The organism is Gemmatimonadota bacterium (assembly GCA_026705765.1).
Taxonomy (GTDB): Bacteria; Latescibacterota; UBA2968; order UBA2968; family UBA2968; genus VXRD01.
On record JAPPAB010000108.1, the window covers coordinates 1 to 20582 of the forward strand.

The following is a 20582-nucleotide window of genomic DNA, read 5'->3' on the forward strand; positions in this document are numbered from 1 at the left end:
ACACGAGATCCCAGTCCCGACAGGTCGGTAATAACCTGGCGAACATCTTCTTCTGTGACAGACTCGGCAATGGACCGAATTTCCCGATCGCGTTCTGAAATTTCTATGGGCTTGAGTTCGGGGATACTCGGTTTAATATTAAAAAGCGTGACAAAAAAATCCGTCACCTGTCCCGGATTAAAAACGGTCACCGAAGACAACATCAAAATCGTGATGACCCAGAGAATGCCTGTGCCGATTTTACGCATCGAGGAGACTCCTGTTGTGAATGCCAAACATTTTGGGAAAATTGAATTTATGCTAACAAATAACTTTTGAGATGTCAAGACAATTTCCGAGACGGAGTTTCCGAGTATCTCAGCTATTGATTTTTCGAGTATTTAAGCTATCTTTGTAACGTCGTATATTTTGGTATTGACATACCTGCGTTTTGAGAGTATATCAACTTGTGCATTTAACTTCAATAATACGCTGAACTTCTTTTTTTGAGGAGACTTTACACATGTCGCTCCACCTTCCCCAGCTATCTCGCGGCACTCTAACCCTCATATTTTTAGTAATCACAACAGCCTGTGGTGGCCCCGAAAAAGCCATTGAAGAGAGCTTGCGAGCACACATACTTTTTTTTGCCAACTTTGAAAAAGGCGTGGATGCCCTCGACAGCCTCGGCGACCCATTGGCCACCTTTGACACAGCCAACACCAACCACATCAAGCAAGGCGGCAATCCCGATGGGTATCTGGCTTTTAATCCAGATGCCAGCGCACTCAATTACAGCGGAAAAAACAACCTCGCCTACAGCTCAAACAGCGCGTGGTCTGGCAGCATTGCATTCTGGCTCCAAACCGATATCGCCAGCTTTGAATCCAACTACCCCGAACCTTTTCATATTGGGAAAAAAGACGGTGAAAAATATCCGTGGGATGATGCGGTTGTATTCGTCGATTTCAAAAAAGCCGATGGCACACTTCGGTTTGGATGCTATCCCGACAAACAACGGGAAATTGGCGACCAGGAGGTCGCTAAATACGTGATTGCTATTCCCATCAACTGGCGTGCAAACGACTGGCATCACATCGCGATTACCTGGTCTAACTTTAACAGCGGCAAGGCCGATGCTGAATGGGTGCTGTATATAGATGGCGAGGAAGCAGGGCGCAAAGGTCCGCTTCAGCAGAACCTGACCTGGGATATAGAAAACCTCGTGATGCGATTTAATCATTACAAATACCCCGGACAAATCGACGAAATCGCCGTATTTGACAAAGCTCTGACACCCGATGAAGCCAAATACCTCACGTCTCCCAAAAGCCCACTGAACAAACTTTTTTATAAAAAAAGTGAACGGCGATAAATAAAATACAACATCACCGACGGCTCAATACCATTTCCCATATCCCAAAATTGGTGTTGACAAGCGGAAATTTGTGTTTTATCTTCCGCAAAGAAAACAATGCGTAAAGCCTTTATTGACAACACACTCAAGGAGTCTCAGGATGCGATCCATTTTAAGCCTTTGCACTGTTCTGGTTATGGCATTTGCCATAACGGGTTGTGGGCCTTCCGAAGAATTGGTAAAATTAAAAGCGGATACTGAGGCCGCTTATGCTGCAGCACAGGCATCTATGGCCGAGACTTATGCGCCTGAATCATATCGCATAGCAACCGCTGCCATAGATAGTGCCGCCAAGAAGTTTGAAGAGAAAAAGTTCTTCTTCTTCAATAAATTTGATGAAGCTGAGCCTCTTTATGTAGATGCTCTGGAGTTAGCTAATAGCGCAAAATCAGAAGCTGACACCAACAGGCAACTGGAGGCCGATACCCAGGCGATTATCGAGCGCGTCATGCCCGGAATTTCAGACACCAGAGTCAGTTTGGGCGAGGCACCTCGGGGAAAAGGCGCAGACGATGATCTCGATCAGCTCAACGCCGACCTGAATCAGGCCGAGACCAGCATAAGCGACGCACGCGGTAGCCTCGATAATGGGCAATACAGAGATGCGCTCGCTCAAGCGCAGGATGCAGAAACCAAACTTACTGGTGTTCAGGGGGCTGTTTCGGTCGCGCTTCAGAAAATCGAAGACTGGAAAGAACGACATAAACCCTGGTATTTCCGCCTGTAACACCATCCAAATATCTTTCTAAAAAGACAAAAACCGAGGCGCGCAAAAAGCACCTCGGTTTTGCAATTTCTAAGCCATACATCATGCACAGCTTTCACACCATATTATTACTGGCACTCTATCTGTTCTTCAGCTTTTCCCTGCATCTACCTGCACGAGAAACGGATATCGAGCGACTCAAAGCCGATATCGCATCACTCCAAGAAGCATTAAAACGACACGCAACAGAAACCTACATCGTTATTGATACCGTACACAACCGCCTTCAAGTTTGGCACAACAACCAGATGATACGAGAAGCGACGTGTGCGACAGGTAGCGGCAAAGTACTACTTCATCCAGGTGCTTCGGCGCGCTGGCAATTTCACACCCCGTTGGGTATCAGAACTATTTTGCACAAAGTGACAGACCCCATCTGGGCCAAGCCCCTGTGGGCCTTTGTCGAAAGTGGAGAAGAACCCACTGTATTGCCCTGGGAGTTTCGGCGCCTCGACCGGACAACCTTAGGGGCCTACGCCCTTGAATTGGGCGACGGGTACGAAATTCACGGCACCCTTTATCCCACATTGCTCGGACGGCATATCACGCACGGATGTATTCGCCTCAACGACGAAGACCTGGCCTTTGTGTATCGCTCACTACAAGTTGGCGACCGGGTCTATATCTACTAATTTGTTTGCTTCTTGTGGAAACCCATGTATTTGGTCAGGACACAATCGTTCTCCAAAACTACCGCGAAGCCCTTATTCGCGAACTGGAGCAGGTTAAAACAGCACCAGACGATTTCTACCTTATCATCGACATTCCGTCAAAGCAAATTCACTTCAAAGCTCAGGGCAATGTACTGAGAACGTGCGCCATTCTCAACTCGTCGCCCATAGAGGAACGCCACACCCAGAGCTATCGCTTTGTGAACAGAATTGACCCCATCTCGGTTGAACCCGGCAATGCAAATCTGAGACTTCGCGGGCGGCTTTTTCCCCTCGACTTCTCCGGACGTCTGATAGAAGGGCCTCGCCATCGTTCCCGCCTCTATTTTGCGCCAAACCTCGTCATTCGAGCGGACGGAATTTCAACAGGTGACATACCGCACATCTCTTTATCTCCTGTCGATATCAAAGCCCTGGGATCGGCGTTGCGTCCCGGCAATATCGCCATCTTCATTCCCCATGCAGAGGCCAATCATTGAAACGCTTTGCGACCCTGGCGTTGTATTACATGTGCGCGCTTACAAGTCCAATCCAGGCACAGACATCCCATTATGCAGGTGATCCTCTCTTATTGGGTGCCGGTGCTCGCGCTCTGGGCATGGGCAGTGCTTATGTCGCGCTCAGTCTTGATGCAACAGCAGTCTATTGGAATCCCGCAGGACTTACCCCAGAGGTGTATTCCAGGGCAGGCAAAAGTTCATTACCACTCAAACGAGAGATTCACATACAACATGCCGAGCAATTTGGCGGCAGTATAAATCACGATATTTTTGCATTGCGCTTGCCTATAAAAAGAGGCGGCATTGGCCTGGGTATTGTTCGCGCTGGCGTTGATGGGATTGCGCTGACAGGTCTGGAAGATCCAGATCGTCCAATTGGCCCAGACAACCGACCCGTAATAATTGATAAAATCGGCACTGCTGATTTTGTCTTTAGAATCGCTTATGGGCGGCATATCACAGATAAATTGCGTCTTGGGGCGGGTATAAAAATGATCAGACGCGATCTCAGCGTAGGCATTGGAAGCGGCTTTGGCCTGGACATCGGCCTGCTCTATCTGCCCGCCTCGACGTTTCGCATTGGCGCGACAATACGCGATCTCACAAAGACGCGCATTGCATTTCCCAATGGCATTGCGGATCACATTTCGCCGTCTCTTCTCATTGGCTCTGCCCTCCAACGCAGGATGCCCGGCGGCGATATGATTATCAGTTTTAGCACGCACCTGAATGACAAAAAATCGACACGGGAAAAAACGCGCAGCATACAACTGGGAATAGAATACCGCCTGCAACACCGCCTCGCATTTCGCCTCGGATACAAAGACGGACACTTTACAGCGGGCACTGGCCTGCAATTCCGTCGATTTGGCGTAGATCTCGCCTTCATGGAACACGACCAACTCGACAACACGTACCGTATCTCCGCCTCTTTATTTTTTTGATTGGACAGTGATGGCTTTCAAATCTGGATATGTCATAATCGCGGGACGCACCAATGTCGGCAAATCCACGCTTTTTAATGCACTCGTGGGGGAGCGCCTATCCATTATTTCGCCCAAACCCCAAACGACCCGTAATAATATCCTGGGCATTGTGACAGATAAACAGACCCAAATGATATTTCTCGATACCCCCGGTATCTTGTCTGCGCGCTATCGCCTTCACGAATTTATGAACCGACAAATCGGGCGTGCATATCAAAGTGCCGATGTGCTTTTGGGCATTGTCGATGGCTCAAAATTTGATACTTCCTATGACACCGAAGTACGACAAATCTTCGAACAATGGAATATTCCCAAAATCATTGCTGTAAACAAGACTGACCTCATATCGCACGCGCAAGCCCAACGCTGCGAGCAACAGATTCGCACATCACGCTCACCACAGACCGTTTTATCCGTGGCGGCCATTAGCGGTCAGGGCATACAAGCCCTTCACACAGCTTTGCGCCATGCACTGCCGGAAGGCCCACAATACTATCCGGAAGATATGCTCACCGAACAGCCCGAAAGATTTTTTGTCGCGGAACTCATTCGAGAGGAAGTCTTCCATCACCTGCGCCAGGAATTGCCCTATGCAACGGCAATCGACATTGAGGCTTTCGAAGAAAACCGCTCCAAAGTCTATATTCAGGCCAATATCATTGTCGAACGCAATTCACAAAAAGGCATTGTCATAGGACGAGGGGGAAAAACCCTTAAAACCATTGGACATCGGGCACGAAAAAAAATCGAGGCATTTTTGGAACACCCAATTTACCTCGACCTGCATGTCAAAGTCTATGAAAACTGGCGCAAAAAAGACACCGCCCTTCGCAGCCTGGGATATGGTCTATGATGAAAAATTTTCTCAAACTCGCAGCAAGTCTCGTGTTAATGGGGGGCTTTCTCTGGGCAGCGTTTAGAGATGTCAAATGGGTGCGTCTCGAAGAGGCTCTGCAAACTGCCAATCCCCTGTGGTTACTCCTATCGGCCATCATCATCATTGCGTCGGGCTTGCCGCGCGCCTGGCGCTGGCGCATTTTGCTATCACCCGTTGCCCCAAATATTTCCATTCGCGCGGCATTTTGGGCTGTCATGGTCGCCTATGCGGGCAATGTCGTATTCCCTCGTGCTGGCGAAGTCGCCCGTGCCCTTGCCCTCGAAAGGGATCACCCCACCGGCATCAGTGCAATCCTGGCGACAGTAATTGTAGAACGCTTGCTCGACATACTCACCCTCTTGATCATCTTGGGCGTGGTTTTATTTTTTGCCAGAGAGCAGATCGGCGCGGCATTTCCCTGGCTTGAACCAATCGCCTTACTGACATTACCCATCATTTTGTTTGCTTTCGTATTTTTGGGACTGCTCTCAGCCCGCGGAGAACGCGGCCTGTCCATTTTCCACCGCCTGCTGGCGCGCCTCTCTCCCAGGCTGGCCGATGGTGCAACCCATATTTTGCGTTCTTTTTTACAGGGCATGAGAGCTATTCACACTGTAGAAGGCTACGCGGGAATTCTGGTATCAACCCTGATTCTCAATAGCCTTTATTTGTTTGCCATGTACTTGCCCTTCTACAGTTTTGGATTATCACATAAGTACAACCTCGGTCTGTTTGAAGCTATGGTTGTAATGACCATCGCCACGATCGGATTTGTCTTTCCCTCACCGGGTGGTATAGGCTCCTATCATTTCTTTTGTGCCGAAACGCTCCACCATTTCTACCATGTGCCAACAGAAATCGCATTGGCATTTGCCACGTCGGTACATGCAGTCGCAATCCTCGGCTTTCTTTTATTTGGCGGCCCCCCACTGATCAGACTCCTCTGGTACAAAAAAGCTAAAAAATAGGTCCCCTGACGTCACAAAATGCGAAACAGCGTTTCTCGCCAGGCCTGTAAACCCGTTTGACGGTCAGTGACAACTATAGATAACAGATGCACGCCAGGCCCCAACTCACTTAAATCAACGGATAAATAAACCGGCTCCTGCATCTCCCTTCCTCGATAATCTGTACTAACGGAAATACGCCACCTGTCATCACTTATACCCAGTTGCTCAATCGCCTTTCTATCTCGCTTATCGGAAAAACGCCGCAAATCTGGTGGGCCTACTCTGTACGTCACAGAAAAATCGGTCTGCCCAAACTCATCGCGTACCAGATTGTAAATCTCAAAATAGATATACAACAACTCGTCTGCGCCAAAAGTTCGCAACGGATTGGGGATGACTTCTATCCCCTCTTTGCCATCTCCTGCATGTGAAGCCAACAACACAGAACTCATAGAAATCACATCATCGGGAAATGCCTGTACAAAAACGGTATCGCGGAACACGCCCACTGTTTTCTTTTCCACATCTTTAATTTCTAAAGATAGCGCAAGTGAATCGGCATCTTGTTGCCCTGGTGCCAAAATCAGGTCGCGTTGCCCCAACAAATACCGCTCCTTCAATGAATCGGTCCAAACATCTCGAAATACCTCTGGCTGCCACCTGATACCCGTTATCTCTTCCCCATCGCTTCTATGAACAAAAATACCAGCATCTAAATCAACCTGATAGGTCTCATAGAGCTTGAGATACTGCAACTCGCGCTTGGGGATGCCCCACGAGAAAGCCACCTTGACCTGTCCTTCTTCAGCTTTGAAAAATCCCACCTGTACGGGTAATCCGTATTTCTGATCTCGATATGGATCGACATAGCGCTCGGGTAAATAAAAATTGGGCGACAGAATCTGACTTCTGCCCCATCCACCCGGAGCGAGTGCCCATCGCTCATCCTTCATCAATTCCAATTTCCAATGCACAGAATCATAGGAAAAAAAGTTCATTGAAAAATCTTCGTATGTCCAGATTTCCCGGTGCGGAATAAGTGTTCTCACGCGATTGACATAGCGACCATAGCGAATCCAGACCTTGCCCATATCCGTTTCCCAACCCGCAATCCCCTCATCGGGCAAACCAAATCTCAAATTTGCATAAGCAACCCGCCCACGATGTGCCAGCTTTCTCTCGTTCACAGGTGTGAGAAACAAAGGATCGCGCATTTGCCAAAAAAGCGCAGGTGCCTCATCCCCACCACCCAACAATTCTATTGAAGTCATCGCAGCCTGCCCAACCGAATCCATCTGTGCGTACGCGCGATCAAACGCTTTGCCTGCCGCCTCGTACTTTTCAGCCGCATAATACCCCAATCCCAAAAACAAAAGCCCATCCCGATCCTGCGGCCACCGGTCTAAAAGTGCCTGCGCAATAACAATCAAATCCTCTTTATATCCACCCTCTATACTCAGCATACCCAACCCGTAATACGCGCGCCTGCAATAGGGATCATGTGCGAGTGCGTAGTGGTAATAATTCGCGGCCGTTTGCACACTCTCCATTGCAAAAGACCGCATACTCCCACCTCCGTCAAAACGTCGCGCATCGACGTATTTCAACATATCCTGCAAATAATAATCGCCTACTTCACAGGCTGCATCAACCTGCGTTGAATCCATGCGGAGTACCTTTTCAAAATATCGCATGGCATTGTAACGAAAGCCCTTTTTGCGCTGCAGAGTCGCGTAAGACAGATGATATTCTATATTCTCTGGATCCAATACAATCGCGCGATAAATATAGCGATCTGCACGCAACCTGCTCGCAGGCGTATTCTTTTGGATAAACAACGCGCCCAATGCCGCACAGACATCTGCGCGATCGCCATCCACACGGAGTGCTTTTCGAAGCAAACCAATGCGGTAGTCAAGCGATTTTGACGTATCGCGTTGCGCGCATGCCAGCAGCGAATCAACCGAATTTGCATTTGCTGTCACACAAGCCATCAACACAAAAACAGAAAGGACGCCCAAACAGGACGTCCTCATTTTCAATACACGCGTCATTTTTCAAATATTTTGAGAAAGTTGGTGAGAAATAGCCATTTCCTTTTCAGCCTCTTCAATCATCCCTTTCTGCTGATATAACCGCGACAGACTCGTATGTGCGAGAGCCTCATCGGGAACAATTTGCAAAGCGCAGTTGACCTGTTCAATCGCCTCGTCAATCTTCCCCTGCCGATCCAGTGCCTGTGCCCATCCCAGATGCGCCATGTAAAACGAGGCATCTTCAGACACCGCCTTCTCAAATTCGACAATTGCGCCTTCTAAATCCCCAGTCCCCAACTTACTCAACCCCACCATGTAATACTCTTTAGCTGCCATAACAAATCCCTCATGAAAAATCTTTCTCACTTTGGCCACTTCAAATAATACAAAAAAAATCACCATCTATCAACCTGACAAAAAAAGGAGAGACGTACAACACGCCTCTCCTCATCGGTTTTCATCCAACCCCAAACTTAATCTCACCTTTTATCTGCGTCCATCTGCGATTAGAACAAGCCCGTGAAATCAATTGAGAAATACTGGTGTGGATGATATGTTTCTGCGAGATCCGTAGGCCATGCCAGATCGTATCGAAACAGGAAATAGCCCAAATTTACCCGCACCCCAAACCCATACCCGGCGGCTATCTGCGGTCTTGTCTTCCTGATTTCCGGCGTATTAAAGTTTTGCGGCGTATTGAGCTCAAACCCTCCATCTCGGGCGACCCACCCATCTCTCCAATTGGCGCGGTCAAAAGCACCTCCAATGTCGAAGAACAATTCGCCCTGTACATTCTGGAAGAAAAATGGTAGGGGCCAGCCCATGGCCAATTGCCGGATAAGCGGGAACCGAAATGCGACATTGGCCAGCACATAAGAATCACCCGCCATTTCGAGCAATCTCGCGCCTCGCAGGGGCCAGACGTAAGAAGAGAAAAATATGCGATCCTGATCGACACTGGCAATGGTTGAAAATGTCGGATTGACTGGATTGTTCACACCGCCCAGGAAAAACACGGTGCTGTTGGGACCATAACTCGTTCCGCCCGACATTCGGATGGCAAAGGTATATTCGTTTAACAACCGCATATACTTGCGATAATCCAGCGTAAATGTGGCAAATTTCATACCCACGCCAGAACCTTCAAAATTCAACCGATATCGATGCCCATCTACGGCGCCAAACAAACTGTACAGCGCACTATCGCCCACCAGAGCCACCTCGCCGATAGCCGCCCGACGGCGGTTGATCAATTGACTCGTAAACCGCCCAACGCCGCGAAAGCCCGGCTGATAATACGGGTTAGTACTTCTATCGGTAAACACCTCTTCGCGATCAACAGAAACAAAACGCGAACTGAGTTCCAAACGGGCGAACCGGTTAAATGGACGCTCAAGCATCCCCGAAAGCCCGTAATATCGATCCGCAGTCAGGCGACCTGTACTATCAAAGAAAAAGAACCGCGTGTGAAAAAGTTGCGCCCCGTAATTTGTGCGATTCTTCAAATAAGCATACGCGAGTAGAAAATCGCTGTCTTTGAGCGAAAAATTCAGACTCGTCACCAATGTGGCGCGGTGATCGCCCATCACATCACTCACTGACAATACAATAGAGCTACTCACACCGTAGAACGTATCAAATCCCGCCTGAGCACCAAACAGTTCGGGCTTGAATTTCAGCTTGTATTTTTTTACCAGAAATTCCTTTTCACCCCAGTTTTTCACCCCTTGTTTGCCGGTATCGGCCATTTCTTCTGGACTGCCTGCTACCGGATGCGTAGTATCGATCTCAGCCGTGCTATCGGCAGGAGCACTCTCTGCCGCTGCAAGTGCTTCCTGATCGGAAATCCACTGCGCCACTTTCTTTTCTGTTTTTTCGGCTGTCGAATCAACCGCAGTGCTGTCGGCTTCTACTTTGTCAATCTTACGGCTCGCATATTTTTCCTTTTGTAACTCGACAAACATCTTTTCATCTTCGCCGGCAAGGCGCTTGACAAACCGGGTGCGCGGCAAATCCGCCATTTCTTTTCGCTCTACAAGTGGGTCGCGCATCACAAATATATCCAGGGCACCCTTGTGAAATGCATTGAACACGATCTTTTTGCCATCGGCTGACCAATCGAGATATTGCGCCCCCGACAGCAAATTGGTAATGGGATATATCTCCTGCGTACTGTCAACATTTGCAATATAGATATTGCCCACTCCCGTGCGGTCAGAAACAAAAGCGACGTGTTTGCTATCGGCACCCCACACGGGATGCGAATCTTCGGCATCTTCAGACGCGACAATGCGGCGCATCTCGGAGCCATCTGTACGCAGTAAGAAAATATCGTACTGACCAAAAGCAAAATCCTTCCCCCCGCTGAACTCCAAATGGGTATCGGGACGATCAGAACTCATGGCAATCCAGGTGCCGTCGGGCGACCAATCCAGATGCCGTTCGTCATAGGGGTCATTTGTAAGCCGCGTAAGCGACTCATCGTTCAAATCGACCACATAGACATCGGACCAGCCATCTTTAATACCCGCGACGGCTATTTTTTTCCCATCTGGCGACCAGGTGGGTTCAAACAAACCATCGAGGTCAAACTTAAAGCGCTTGCGAATCTGTTTATTTTTCACTTCGAGGATATACAGGGTATTTTTATTATTCGATTTAGCGGCGAATGCAATGTGCCGACCATCCGGCGACCAGGTAAATCCGGGCCGCAAAACAAACATCGACTCAAAAGCAGACGATTTTTGTCCCTCGACCAAACGCCCCAGGTCTTTGCCATCAATCGCCGACATCAAATAAATATCAAATGTGCCATTCCGGTCGGTCAAATACGCGACCTTATCGCCTTGTGGAGATAACGCAGCAGCTAAATTATACGCCGAACGCCTATCTTCGTGCTCTGTCAAATTTGTTGCCATCTCTTTGGGCGTATGGCGCAAATTGATCTCATTCCAGTATTGCCGCTTGAGCCACAACTGATATTTTTCCTCCAATTCTTTCATCCCAAATCCCAGAGATGCTTTGAGTGCTTTATCGGGACTTTTGGCCGTGCGGAAAGAAGAAATAAAAGATGCCACTTTGTCCTTGCCGTATTCCTGCTCTATCATGTAAAAAACTGAATTGCCACCGGGATAGGCAAAATAACTCATGGACATCATTTCGATAGTCGGCACATATCCGGTAATGGTTGCATCGCGCATAAAATTGTCGTGCTCCTTATGCCAACCATATCGAGATACGTACTCGGCAATGCCCTCGGCAATCCACAGCGGCGGTAACGTCGATGTTTGCGAAACCAGAGACCCCAACCAGCCGCCACCGGTCCACAACTCAATTGTAACAGCGTGAACGAGTTCGTGATGAATGACATGCTGCAAATCTCCATAAGACCCCGTAAAGGGAATCACCACGCGCCCCTGTGCAAACTCGGTATATCCGCCCGTAAACTCAGACTGTTCCCCGCTGATAATATTCGACACCGAAAACCCATTGTGAGAATTGTAAATAACAATGGGATAGCGATCCTTCATCGTGTATTTCAGCGTTTTCTCAATGTGTACCAGAGATCTTTCGGCTTCTTTGGCAACAAACTCGGCCAGCCCCAGTGAACCCTTGTCAAAATAAACCGTGAAGTGTTCACTGTCGATATAATGCCACGTATACTGGCTGTAATTCACCTTGTTTTTGCCAAAATATTCTTGTCCAAAAGCAGAGCTTGAAATACCCAAAATGAGGACGCATATTGCGCTTCGCACGAAAAGACACCACCGAGCCATGATTAGCTCCTTTGCAACGAAATCAACAGTGAGAAATATCCCTGTGAGACAGCGTTGACATACTCTCAACGCCCACTATAATATCGGAATTTACTACCTTTTTTTAAATGCATAAATAAAAAGAAAGTTGCATGTCTTTTAAGAATCAGTATGTACGGCATTAAACAACTGGCAGAGCCACTTCGTTCCCAGGAAAATTGTAATAAATTGTAACGGATTGTAAAACCAAAAAAATACACCGATTTCACAAAACAACGGCGAGCGGACTTTTTCGCGCTTGACGACACAAGGCCACACAGGTTATGTTTAGCTGGATCGCGCACTTCATTTCTCATACTACAAGGAGCTTACTTCATGGCAGAATCGACCCATAGCGAACCCCTGTATGAACAAGCACTTGAAGCAGCAAATGGTGAGCTTCAAGAACTCGACGCACAAATCGATCAGCTACGCGTGCATATTGACCGCCTTGAGCGCAAAAAAGCCGCCGTCGAATCCATTCGCCAGGCCATTGGACAATGGGTTGAAACCCAGGCATCCGAAAAAGAATAAAAAGTCCCCGGATCCATCTCAAACAAAATAGGGATTGTGCGCCAGTTCTTGCGCTACAGACGTAATCGGACCATGACCGGGAAAAATCGTCGTTTCTCCCGGTAGAGAGAACACCTTCGCACGCACGGCCTGGATTTGCCCTCGGTAGGCATCTCCCCTCGCCCCTCCCAGAGAACCCGCAAATAGCGCATCGCCCGAAAAAAACACAGGTGCGGTATAATACCCAATACCACCGCCCGTGTGCCCGGGCAAACTCACCGTATCAATATCGAGCTCGCCAATCGCTGTTTGCCACCCTTCATCCACGCGTTCCGTCACCCGCCTGCTGCGCCCGCCCATCAAAGTAAAATCGCGCTCGCAACCACATACCTGCGCCTGTGTCGCATCGGCAACTGCTTCGAGTGCCCCAACGTGATCGCCGTGCCCGTGTGTGAGCAAAATGTGCGTCACCTGTATATCGGCAATCGCATCCAAAATCAACTCTGCCTGACCACCGGGATCAATCACAGCTCCTTTGCCCGACGCCTTACATGTTAGTACATAACAATTCACCGTCATACCCGCATCGAGAATCAATCGGTCAACCCGTATATTCTCATCTTCAAACGCCGCATTGCCCTTTGTTGGCACCCAGCCACGCGCCACCTCCACCAATTTTTCGCCATCGAGATGAAGTGCGTCTGCAAGTCGGCAAACGGCCTGATCATCGGGCGTCAGATCGTACGATTCTATTTGTCCAATTTGTCGAACACTAAGCCCCACCTGTTGCGCCAGTTCCGATTCCGAAATCCCCTGTCCTCGACGCGCTTTCCCCACAATATCACCAAAAAAATCTTCCAATGTGCGATAAGCCATATTTTTCTCCGAATTTAATCACAGTGTCCTCCCATTTGATAGAGTATGACAATTTCCCCAAAAAATAAATAAAAAAATACTGTGCCTGTATGGATCAAAATCATTGCCAAATCACTATCTTCCGTTTATCTTTTCGCTTGTTTTTATCACAAAGGATAGAACAGATATGACAATTAACCCCAAGCAATTATCAGGAGAACGAGCAGCCGAATATGTCGAAGATGGCATGATCGTCGGTCTGGGCACGGGATCAACGGCTTTTTTTGCAATTCAAAAGCTCGGCCAGCGCATCGCGGAAGGACTCGATATATGCGGCATACCCACCTCAGAGCAATCGCGCATTCAGGCGGAATCGGAAAATATCCCACTCACCGACTTCGGCAAAGTTCCCCGCATTGACCTGACCATTGACGGCGCGGATGAATTCGACCCGGACTTTAACCTCATAAAAGGTGGCGGCGGCGCGCTGTTGCGAGAAAAAATCGTCGCCTCTCTATCCGACAGAGAAATCATCGTCGCCGACGAATCCAAACCCGTGGCGCACCTGGGCGCTTTTCCCCTGCCCGTCGAGGTCATTCCATTTGGCTGGCAAGCCATACAAGGCCTGCTCGCGGACCTGGGGTGTCATCCCACACTTCGCAACGCGCAGGACAACACGCCTTTTGTCACAGACAACGGCAATTACATCATCGATTGCGATTTTGGTCGCATTGACGACCCGCCCGCGCTCGAAGCAAAAATCAACGCCTTGTGCGGCGTGGTCGAATGCGGTCTTTTTATTGGCCTGACGGATCGCATCATCATCGGCAAAACAGATGGCACAATCGAAGAACGAACTAAAGAAGCGCGAATAGACGAATAGACGAACCCCGCTCCGCCGCCCAAAACCACTATGAGCACCGCCGTTGATTCGTTGATTCGCTGATTCGTATTTCAACCACAAGGAACAAGTTTTATGAGCATCCTCATTGACAACAACACCCGCGTAATCATCCAGAGCTTTTCCAGCAGCAGAGCAATGGGTGGCGAAGCGCGATTTCACCTGGAACAAATGGTAGATTACGGCACTCGTGTCGTCGGCGTGGTCAACGCGGGCAAAGGCGGCGAGAGCGTGGAAGGCATACCCGTTTATGACACTGTAACCGATGCAGTAAAACAAACAGGTGCCACGGCATCGGCCAATTTTGTTCCCGCGCCCTTTGCAGCCGACACCATCATGGAAGCAGCCGATGCAGGCTTACCTCTGGTCGTTTGCATCTCTGAGAACATACCCGTGCTCGACATGCTAAAAGCCAAACACTATCTGGCCGATAAAAACACGCGCTTAATCGGCCCCAATTGTCCGGGTCTGATTTCTCCGGGCAAGTGCAAAATCGGCATTATGCCCGGCGCGATTCACAGAGAAGGTCGCATTGGTGTCATTTCGCGCAGCGGCACACTCACCTATGAAGCGGTCTCGCAACTCACCGATAGCGGCTTTGGTCAATCGTCGTGTGTGGGCATTGGCGGTGACCCCATCATTGGCACAACCTTTACAGACTGCCTCGCGCTCTTCAAAGACGACCCCGATACAGACGCCGTCATCATGATCGGAGAAATTGGCGGCACCGCCGAAGAAGAAGCCGCCGCTTATGTCAAAGCGCACTTTGGCAAACCCGTGGTCAGTTTTATCGCGGGCCAAACAGCACCTCCAGGGCGACGCATGGGACATGCGGGCGCAATTATCTCCGGCGGACAGGGCACCGCCGCCGACAAAATGGCCGCGCTTCGAGAAGCCGGCATTCACGTGTGCGAAAGCCCCGCCGAAATGGGCGCAACAATGAAACGCGCCCTATCAAATTAAAAAACAAAAAGCCCCCACAGTACATCGCTTGTGGGGGCTTTGCCTTATCGAGCGGTTCATCCCAAAATATCTTCGAGATAGATTTTCGCAGTCAAAATACCCGCTGCATTCTTCTCGGCACTGCCGCTGTAGCGGTGGTCTTCCAATTCAATGGCCAGCGGCCCGTTATAGCCCACTTCCTCCAGACGCGCAATCACCCATCTCCAATCCACCACGCCCCATCCGGGAATGCAGTAACGCCACCACCCCTCGCCATAACCGTAGCGCTGACCAAACGATTGGCCCAGACATCCAAACTCGTATAGCCCATCCGCCAACAACTCGGTATCCTTTGCATGCACATGCCGCACCCGGCTGCCAAACTCCATCAGCAACCGCTTGTAATCGACGCCGATACGCGCAAAATGTGACGGATCGTAACAAATACCCAGATTGGGCGACGGCACAACCTCAAAAACCGCCCGCAACGTTTCGGGCGTACAACCCAAATTCGGATACGCAGGTGCCGGGCCAGGCCAGGGCTCAATCGCGAGAAAAACCTCGTGTGCTTCTGCCTCTTCCACAATCTCTGGATAAACCTGTTTGAACACTTCAAATGTCTCAGCCCGAGCCTGCAATCGATCGTCGGGAGCCAAACACAAAAAAATCACCCCTGAACCGTATTCGCCAACCGCCTGAATGCGCGCTTTCATCGCGGCCACAGCTTCTTCTCGCGCACCATCATCTTTGCTCAACAACCCACCACCTGCCCCCCAATCCACAGTACCAATCCCAATCCCAGCACTATCACACAGCTTGCGAATCTCAGCATCTACTTCGGGCAAATCAATTGATCCCAAACCATTTTCTGCTGCCCACTGAATAATGCCCTCCAACCCCATCTCCCGCCCCATCGGCGGGATTCGCATACCCACATGCATTGTATTACCTCCTGATAAAAAACTGTTGTCAGTTGTCTCGGCTGTGCTGATATGAAAACGCGTTGTGAAGGTGAAGTCAAGAAAAAATGATGTCAATGAAAAACGGGTTGACAAAGCTCATCTATGTACCGAATTTATGTACCCGCACTCAGTACTGATCCCTCACACGTTCCCTCACATATTTACTGACGTACCATAAATCAGTACTGAAGTCCCACGCGCAACAAAGCGCACACCACACTGGAGGTTGTTCATGTCTGCAACAAGACAACTACCAGAGGAAAATACTGCCTCTCGGTTGGTTTATCATTCGTTGAGAACTCGATTTAAGGAAGGAGGCATTGGAGAAGTTATCAGCCACATTTTTGAAGATGAAGAAACTGACTCGCTTAATGCGTTAAAAGAAGATGAACCAATCTCTATATTCTCGATTACTTTGCCATTACCTGGCGGAGCGTATTCGTTTATTTTTGAAGAATTCGCAGATGGATCATGGGCGGTATTTTTTGAGGATTTTCCAGATATTATCGCTGGTGACAATGATTCTTGGGAAGATGCTTTAGGCAGTCTTGTGGAGCTTATTGCTGACGACCTCCGAGACATCAAAAAAAACAAAAACGATCCTACCGATTCTGTCGTTTTCAGCTTCCAGAAAAAACGGCATCAATTCTTAAAAAAAGCTTTCCTTGTATGAACACAAATGACCATCGAAAAAGAGTGCTTAGAAAACTCGGATTTGTTAAAAAGGGAGGGAAAAAACATGAGAAGTGGGAATTTCCGCAAACTGAAGGAGTGCCAGCGATAAGAACGGCCGTGAGTCATGGCAACAAAGATATTAAGCAAGGTACCCTAAAAGCAATACGTGATCAATTGCAGGTCACAAAAAGTCAGTACAACAACATCGCGTCATGTAAAATGTCTAAGGGTGACTATTCCCGGCATCTGATTGAAAAGTAGAAAATGCCTAATAAAAATTACTGCCCAATAGGCAGTAAAAACGCTTGATTTGAAGGGTTTATGCTATTGCACAATAAGCCCTTATTTTTTGCGGATTAAAAAAAGGACTACGCTGTCTTGCATACTGGAGTTACCCCGCTTCGAGTGCCTAGTGCGCTTTTACGAACGCGAAGATTTTTTGGGGATCGCGTCGGTCTCCGCTGCGAACCAGGCCGCTGCTTTTGACAATATCTCGCGCTCAATGCGCAACTGCTTGTTCTCACGTCGAAAAACACGCAACTCTTCTGTCTCAGAACTGGTTAGACCATCTGCTCGAAGTCCTTCATCTCGATCAGCCTGGCGTATCCAGTTTTGGATGGTCTGAGCGGTCGGCTCAAACTCTCTGGCCAGTTCAGCCGGAGAGCGACCAGCGCGCACAAGCTCGATGATTTGGCGCTTCAACTCGGACGGATAAGGTGGGCGTGTTGGTGGCATAGTGGGGCTCCTTTCTAACTACTCCTAAGGAACTTACTGTGTCGCAATGGCTTATGATGCCTATTTTTTTGGGATAATTGCTTGCTAATCAAAGCGTATTACCACCTACAAGTTCTTTTAATACACAACCCCATGCGGGGTCACAGGCTCATAAGGTACCCACCAAAACGATGCTGTTGCCGAATTGGTCGAGAGGTAGTCAGCAGTTGTAAAAACGGCTGTTTGTGGCCTGAATACAAGCTCTGTATGGACAGAATTTGGAATTCGGCAACAGCATCCAAAACGGGTCAAGTCCATTCTCCCTAACTTCCCTCCCCCTTGTGTGTGGTCCTACCTCCAACATTCTGCTCAACAAGATACCCCTGTAGTGCTATATTCTGCCTGAGTGCGTGGTGAGAGGTGCAACTCTCGTCCCATCCTGATCTATGGCGATAGGCCAAGATGCCTTCAGGGCACTATGATGTGAAGGGGCAGAATATGCAAGAATATACAAAAGCTATGCATATACCTGTATTGCATGTAGTTGAGACCACCACAGGCAAAACCCGGGATAACCCACCGAAACTTCTTTTACAAATATCTACTGTCCGAGAAGATCAGCAAGACCAGTTCTTCAAATTGCGTAGTATTGGCGACCCATTACATTTTTTGCTGCCTCAAGATTTTCAATGCATTATTGATCTCGACTTGGCAGAGGACCTTGCCCTTGATCTTCGCGCTTATCCCAATCAGGATAAGCCATCGCTTTGATCAATTCATCTCGTTTTCTCAGTTCTTCTATATCTATGCGTCTACCACCACTCTCACGACAAATCAGAGGTGTCCACTCTCGTTTTTGATCCTGAGTAGCCATCTTTCTCTCCTCGATTTGTGCCTTCAGAATAAAGTGAATAAGGCTATTATTGCTGTGACGGCTGTTGCAATAGCAGTCACTAATCCTGAAATAGCAGCCATTCTTAAATAATTTGGCTCCTTGCGTGGCACTTTCCTAATACTTTTGGCAGTCCATATACCATTTCTAACATCCTCAGTATATTGTATGAGGCGCCGTTTTGCTAGAGACTCAAATGCTTCACGAATCTCCTCATTAGAAAATTTCCCGAAAAGATATAATCTAAGGTTGCCCGATGAGGGGACATATTCAGCGGTCCCAGACAATGCATTATCTATCTCGAGAAGGATCACCCCCTCGAGGTATTTCTTTCGTTTCCTCTTTGATGTTGTAAATCTCAATTTTATGCACGTCCAAGCCCCCTGAATCATCTTTATCTCCTTTTTTGCTCGACAGTGTGGTTTTCAGACGCTATATTCTGCCCGTGCGGACCAGAGGTGCAGTTCTCGTCCCATCCTCCTGGCGTGGCGACACAGGAGAGATGCCATCACGGACACGCTACGCGATGATGGAAGGTAATGCTATGGAACAGCTATACCTAGATATGATGTCTTAGGTATAAAATTTGGCAGACTGCCTAACGATGTTCTTCTCGTCACGTTTATCGGTGAACCATCAGAGGTTGAGACTACATTCCTCCCTGAAGAGGCAATAGAATATGGCCTTCGGATTGCCCTATCAGGACATTTTCTATCCTCTGGACTAAAACCGTCACAGGAAGATATAGACAATCCCGCTTTTATTCAACGAGAGATAGAAAAACTTATCAAATTACTCGGACCTATTCGGCGGGAACACTTCATTGGCTTTTAGCTTATCGAGAACTTCATTGTAAATGATAAAAGTCTGAATTGCATCAGTAGTAAATACGGAAAGAAAAAAACAGAATATTGGAATACCCGCCGAACTCGGATTGAAAATGCTCGCCTTTCGGACGATCACCAATGCCGATAAACGCGCCTGCAGAAAGGTAGAAATCCCGCGCGATATTGTATTCGATAGCAGGCGAAAAAAAGAACGACGGATCCGTGACATTGGTGAGAAACTGTCCGCTCGACGCGACCAATGGCGTGAGTTGATGTGTGATACCGAGTGCGAAGTAATAGGTACCCATAAGATAAACGGCAGCATCGCGATATGTCGAGCGATTTAAATTGACGAGATAATCTTCAGGATCGCGCACCCCTGCTCCGCTGAAATGGTATTCGATGAATCCATAAGTCTCGCCACCGAAACTGTAATCCATGCCCGTGGATACGCGGAAATAGTCGCTCACATCTCGTTCCATCGTGAAAACGCGAGCACCCTCTATCCACGCACCAACACGCCCAATGCCACGCGCAACATCAATACCCAGGAGCAACTGCTCGCGGAAATGGACGAGCAGCGGCGACACATCGGTCTCCACCGCATTGAATTGACCGCGAACAAAAAATGCGCTTCGACCAGCCGCGAAGTCTCGTCCAAACACATACCCCGCATCGACTTCGCTCAGTACTCCAATCGGGACGCGCACGCGCACGGCATCGACACCAGGCCGGTCTTCCGTATCCAACTCGCTATAGGTAAACGGCGCGATCACATCCGTCGGATTGACGACCCGCGCACTCCCCCACGCAATCGCCTGACGTCCGACAATTACATCTGCAAATGACAAACGCATTGCCACATTGGCTCGGTCGAGGTTTTGAAACACACCAACGCTGCCGATAAGATCATTATAGCCGGAATAAATAGGCGACTCCAGATCGGCAACGCGATAATCGTGCGGATCAATAGTAAGGACCTCTGCCTGGTTCTCATTCTGAATACGCAGGATAAAGTCGTAGGCGAGATCAAACGACAGATGATCGCTGAACGCATTGGCGAAATTGAACCGCAACCGATTACTCACCATACCCTTTATAGGAACACCCACTTGTGGCGAATCAAAAACGACGGAAAAACCCTTGTAAAAACCACCCAGTTGTACAGCCGTGACAGCTTGCGGCAAAAGCGCGATCATTGCCCCAACAAGCCATCTCATAGCGTCCCCACCTCATCGCGCTCAATCCCTCCGTCTTTCAGCGTAATCAGCCGCCTCGCGCGCGCCATCACCATCGGATCGTGCGTGGAAAAAATAAATGTCATT

22 protein-coding genes are annotated in these 20582 nt (G+C 48.8%); 12 read left to right on the forward strand and 10 right to left on the reverse strand.

Annotation, left to right across the window (positions count from 1 at the left end; genetic code table 11):
• Positions 1-248: hypothetical protein (locus OXH16_15130; GenBank protein MCY3682732.1), on the reverse strand; the 248-nt coding region annotated here is incomplete at its 3' end.
• Between the two features lie 254 nt (positions 249-502).
• Here OXH16_15130 and OXH16_15135 point away from each other — a divergent pair.
• The 7 genes from OXH16_15135 to OXH16_15165 all read left to right on the forward strand — a co-directional run bounded on the left by OXH16_15135 (position 503) and on the right by OXH16_15165 (position 6164).
• Positions 503-1354 (forward strand): hypothetical protein, encoded by an 852-nt coding sequence (locus tag OXH16_15135; protein MCY3682733.1) that lies wholly within the window; start codon positions 503-505, stop codon positions 1352-1354.
• A 142-nt stretch (positions 1355-1496) separates the two neighbouring features.
• On the forward strand, positions 1497-2123 hold the full coding sequence (locus OXH16_15140) for a hypothetical protein (GenBank protein ID MCY3682734.1): 627 nt from the start codon (positions 1497-1499) through the stop codon (positions 2121-2123).
• 83 nt (positions 2124-2206) lie between these two features.
• Positions 2207-2794, forward strand: a complete 588-nt coding sequence (locus tag OXH16_15145) for a L,D-transpeptidase (GenBank protein MCY3682735.1) — start codon at positions 2207-2209, stop codon at positions 2792-2794.
• Positions 2795-2808: 14 nt separating this feature from the next.
• Positions 2809-3312 (forward strand): hypothetical protein, encoded by a 504-nt coding sequence (locus tag OXH16_15150; GenBank protein MCY3682736.1) that lies wholly within the window; start codon positions 2809-2811, stop codon positions 3310-3312.
• On the forward strand, positions 3309-4277 hold the full coding sequence (locus OXH16_15155; protein ID MCY3682737.1) for a PorV/PorQ family protein: 969 nt from the start codon (positions 3309-3311) through the stop codon (positions 4275-4277). The genes OXH16_15150 and OXH16_15155 overlap by 4 nt, the downstream gene beginning before the upstream one ends.
• Before the next feature lie 10 nt (positions 4278-4287).
• Positions 4288-5172 (forward strand): GTPase Era, encoded by an 885-nt coding sequence (gene era, locus OXH16_15160; GenBank protein ID MCY3682738.1) that lies wholly within the window; start codon positions 4288-4290, stop codon positions 5170-5172.
• Positions 5169-6164 carry a lysylphosphatidylglycerol synthase transmembrane domain-containing protein gene (locus tag OXH16_15165; protein ID MCY3682739.1) on the forward strand — a complete coding sequence of 332 codons (996 nt, stop codon included), beginning with the start codon at positions 5169-5171 and terminating at the stop codon, positions 6162-6164. The genes era and OXH16_15165 overlap by 4 nt, the downstream gene beginning before the upstream one ends.
• A gap of 11 nt (positions 6165-6175) precedes the next feature.
• Here OXH16_15165 and OXH16_15170 read toward each other — a convergent pair whose 3' ends face one another.
• The 3 genes from OXH16_15170 to OXH16_15180 form a co-directional block, all read right to left on the reverse strand.
• Positions 6176-8167 carry a GWxTD domain-containing protein gene (locus OXH16_15170; GenBank protein ID MCY3682740.1) on the reverse strand — a complete coding sequence of 664 codons (1992 nt, stop codon included), beginning with the start codon at positions 8165-8167 and terminating at the stop codon, positions 6176-6178.
• Positions 8168-8203: 36 nt separating this feature from the next.
• Entirely contained in the window at positions 8204-8518 is a 315-nt protein-coding gene (locus OXH16_15175) for a tetratricopeptide repeat protein (protein ID MCY3682741.1), read from the reverse strand.
• Positions 8519-8688: 170 nt separating this feature from the next.
• Positions 8689-11958: a BamA/TamA family outer membrane protein gene (locus tag OXH16_15180; GenBank protein MCY3682742.1), complete on the reverse strand. Its 3270-nt coding sequence runs from the start codon at positions 11956-11958 to the stop codon at positions 8689-8691.
• Positions 11959-12312: 354 nt separating this feature from the next.
• Between OXH16_15180 and OXH16_15185 the strand changes: the two genes are divergently transcribed.
• Positions 12313-12510 carry a hypothetical protein gene (locus OXH16_15185; GenBank protein ID MCY3682743.1) on the forward strand — a complete coding sequence of 66 codons (198 nt, stop codon included), beginning with the start codon at positions 12313-12315 and terminating at the stop codon, positions 12508-12510.
• Between the two features lie 18 nt (positions 12511-12528).
• On the opposite strand, the gene OXH16_15190 is transcribed toward OXH16_15185, so the two are convergent.
• Entirely contained in the window at positions 12529-13365 is an 837-nt protein-coding gene (locus OXH16_15190; GenBank protein MCY3682744.1) for an MBL fold metallo-hydrolase, read from the reverse strand.
• Positions 13366-13537: 172 nt separating this feature from the next.
• Here OXH16_15190 and rpiA point away from each other — a divergent pair, with 172 nt between their 5' ends.
• Together rpiA and sucD are read left to right on the forward strand one after the other, a co-directional pair.
• The gene (gene rpiA, locus OXH16_15195; GenBank protein ID MCY3682745.1) at positions 13538-14227 is read left to right on the forward strand and encodes a ribose-5-phosphate isomerase RpiA; all 690 of its coding nucleotides are present in this window, start codon (positions 13538-13540) and stop codon (positions 14225-14227) included.
• Positions 14228-14320: 93 nt separating this feature from the next.
• Positions 14321-15208 carry a succinate--CoA ligase subunit alpha gene (gene sucD / locus OXH16_15200; protein ID MCY3682746.1) on the forward strand — a complete coding sequence of 296 codons (888 nt, stop codon included), beginning with the start codon at positions 14321-14323 and terminating at the stop codon, positions 15206-15208.
• 56 nt (positions 15209-15264) lie between these two features.
• Here sucD and OXH16_15205 read toward each other — a convergent pair whose 3' ends face one another.
• A complete protein-coding gene (locus tag OXH16_15205) occupies positions 15265-16128 on the reverse strand; it encodes a sugar phosphate isomerase/epimerase (GenBank protein ID MCY3682747.1) in 864 nt (287 codons plus the stop codon).
• A gap of 253 nt (positions 16129-16381) precedes the next feature.
• On the opposite strand from OXH16_15205, the gene OXH16_15210 reads away from it, so the two are divergent.
• A complete protein-coding gene (locus OXH16_15210) occupies positions 16382-16822 on the forward strand; it encodes a hypothetical protein (GenBank protein ID MCY3682748.1) in 441 nt (146 codons plus the stop codon).
• A 422-nt stretch (positions 16823-17244) separates the two neighbouring features.
• Here the strand turns inward: OXH16_15210 and OXH16_15215 are convergent, their stop codons facing one another.
• Positions 17245-17559 carry a transposase gene (locus OXH16_15215; GenBank protein ID MCY3682749.1) on the reverse strand — a complete coding sequence of 105 codons (315 nt, stop codon included), beginning with the start codon at positions 17557-17559 and terminating at the stop codon, positions 17245-17247.
• A 477-nt stretch (positions 17560-18036) separates the two neighbouring features.
• Between OXH16_15215 and OXH16_15220 the strand changes: the two genes are divergently transcribed.
• Positions 18037-18309, forward strand: coding sequence for a hypothetical protein (locus OXH16_15220; GenBank protein MCY3682750.1), 273 nt, complete (start codon positions 18037-18039; stop codon positions 18307-18309).
• Between the two features lie 126 nt (positions 18310-18435).
• Here OXH16_15220 and OXH16_15225 read toward each other — a convergent pair whose 3' ends face one another.
• From OXH16_15225 to OXH16_15235, 3 genes are all read right to left on the reverse strand, one after another.
• Positions 18436-18822: a hypothetical protein gene (locus OXH16_15225; GenBank protein MCY3682751.1), complete on the reverse strand. Its 387-nt coding sequence runs from the start codon at positions 18820-18822 to the stop codon at positions 18436-18438.
• Between the two features lie 485 nt (positions 18823-19307).
• Positions 19308-20477 carry a hypothetical protein gene (locus tag OXH16_15230; GenBank protein ID MCY3682752.1) on the reverse strand — a complete coding sequence of 390 codons (1170 nt, stop codon included), beginning with the start codon at positions 20475-20477 and terminating at the stop codon, positions 19308-19310.
• Positions 20474-20582, reverse strand: a 109-nt coding sequence (locus OXH16_15235) for an ABC transporter ATP-binding protein (protein MCY3682753.1), incomplete at its 5' end; no start/stop codon positions are given. The genes OXH16_15230 and OXH16_15235, both read right to left, overlap by 4 nt.

Bases quoted from the DNA above. Each gene is read 5' to 3' on its own strand.
- OXH16_15185 (MCY3682743.1), top strand. From the start codon at position 12,313: ATGGCAGAATCGACCCATAGCGAACCCCTGTATGAACAAGCACTTGAA.
- sucD (MCY3682746.1), top strand. From the start codon at position 14,321: ATGAGCATCCTCATTGACAACAACACCCGCGTAATCATCCAGAGCTTT.
- OXH16_15190 (MCY3682744.1), bottom strand. From the start codon at position 13,365: ATGGCTTATCGCACATTGGAAGATTTTTTTGGTGATATTGTGGGGAAA.
- era (MCY3682738.1), top strand. From the start codon at position 4,288: ATGGCTTTCAAATCTGGATATGTCATAATCGCGGGACGCACCAATGTC.
- OXH16_15225 (MCY3682751.1), bottom strand. From the start codon at position 18,822: ATGATTCAGGGGGCTTGGACGTGCATAAAATTGAGATTTACAACATCA.
- OXH16_15140 (MCY3682734.1), top strand. From the start codon at position 1,497: ATGCGATCCATTTTAAGCCTTTGCACTGTTCTGGTTATGGCATTTGCC.
- OXH16_15205 (MCY3682747.1), bottom strand. From the start codon at position 16,128: ATGCATGTGGGTATGCGAATCCCGCCGATGGGGCGGGAGATGGGGTTG.
- OXH16_15210 (MCY3682748.1), top strand. From the start codon at position 16,382: ATGTCTGCAACAAGACAACTACCAGAGGAAAATACTGCCTCTCGGTTG.
- OXH16_15180 (MCY3682742.1), bottom strand. From the start codon at position 11,958: ATGGCTCGGTGGTGTCTTTTCGTGCGAAGCGCAATATGCGTCCTCATT.
- OXH16_15175 (MCY3682741.1), bottom strand. From the start codon at position 8,518: ATGGCAGCTAAAGAGTATTACATGGTGGGGTTGAGTAAGTTGGGGACT.
- OXH16_15230 (MCY3682752.1), bottom strand. From the start codon at position 20,477: ATGAGATGGCTTGTTGGGGCAATGATCGCGCTTTTGCCGCAAGCTGTC.
- OXH16_15220 (MCY3682750.1), top strand. From the start codon at position 18,037: ATGCAAGAATATACAAAAGCTATGCATATACCTGTATTGCATGTAGTT.
- OXH16_15165 (MCY3682739.1), top strand. From the start codon at position 5,169: ATGATGAAAAATTTTCTCAAACTCGCAGCAAGTCTCGTGTTAATGGGG.
- OXH16_15215 (MCY3682749.1), bottom strand. From the start codon at position 17,559: ATGCCACCAACACGCCCACCTTATCCGTCCGAGTTGAAGCGCCAAATC.
- OXH16_15135 (MCY3682733.1), top strand. From the start codon at position 503: ATGTCGCTCCACCTTCCCCAGCTATCTCGCGGCACTCTAACCCTCATA.
- OXH16_15145 (MCY3682735.1), top strand. From the start codon at position 2,207: ATGCACAGCTTTCACACCATATTATTACTGGCACTCTATCTGTTCTTC.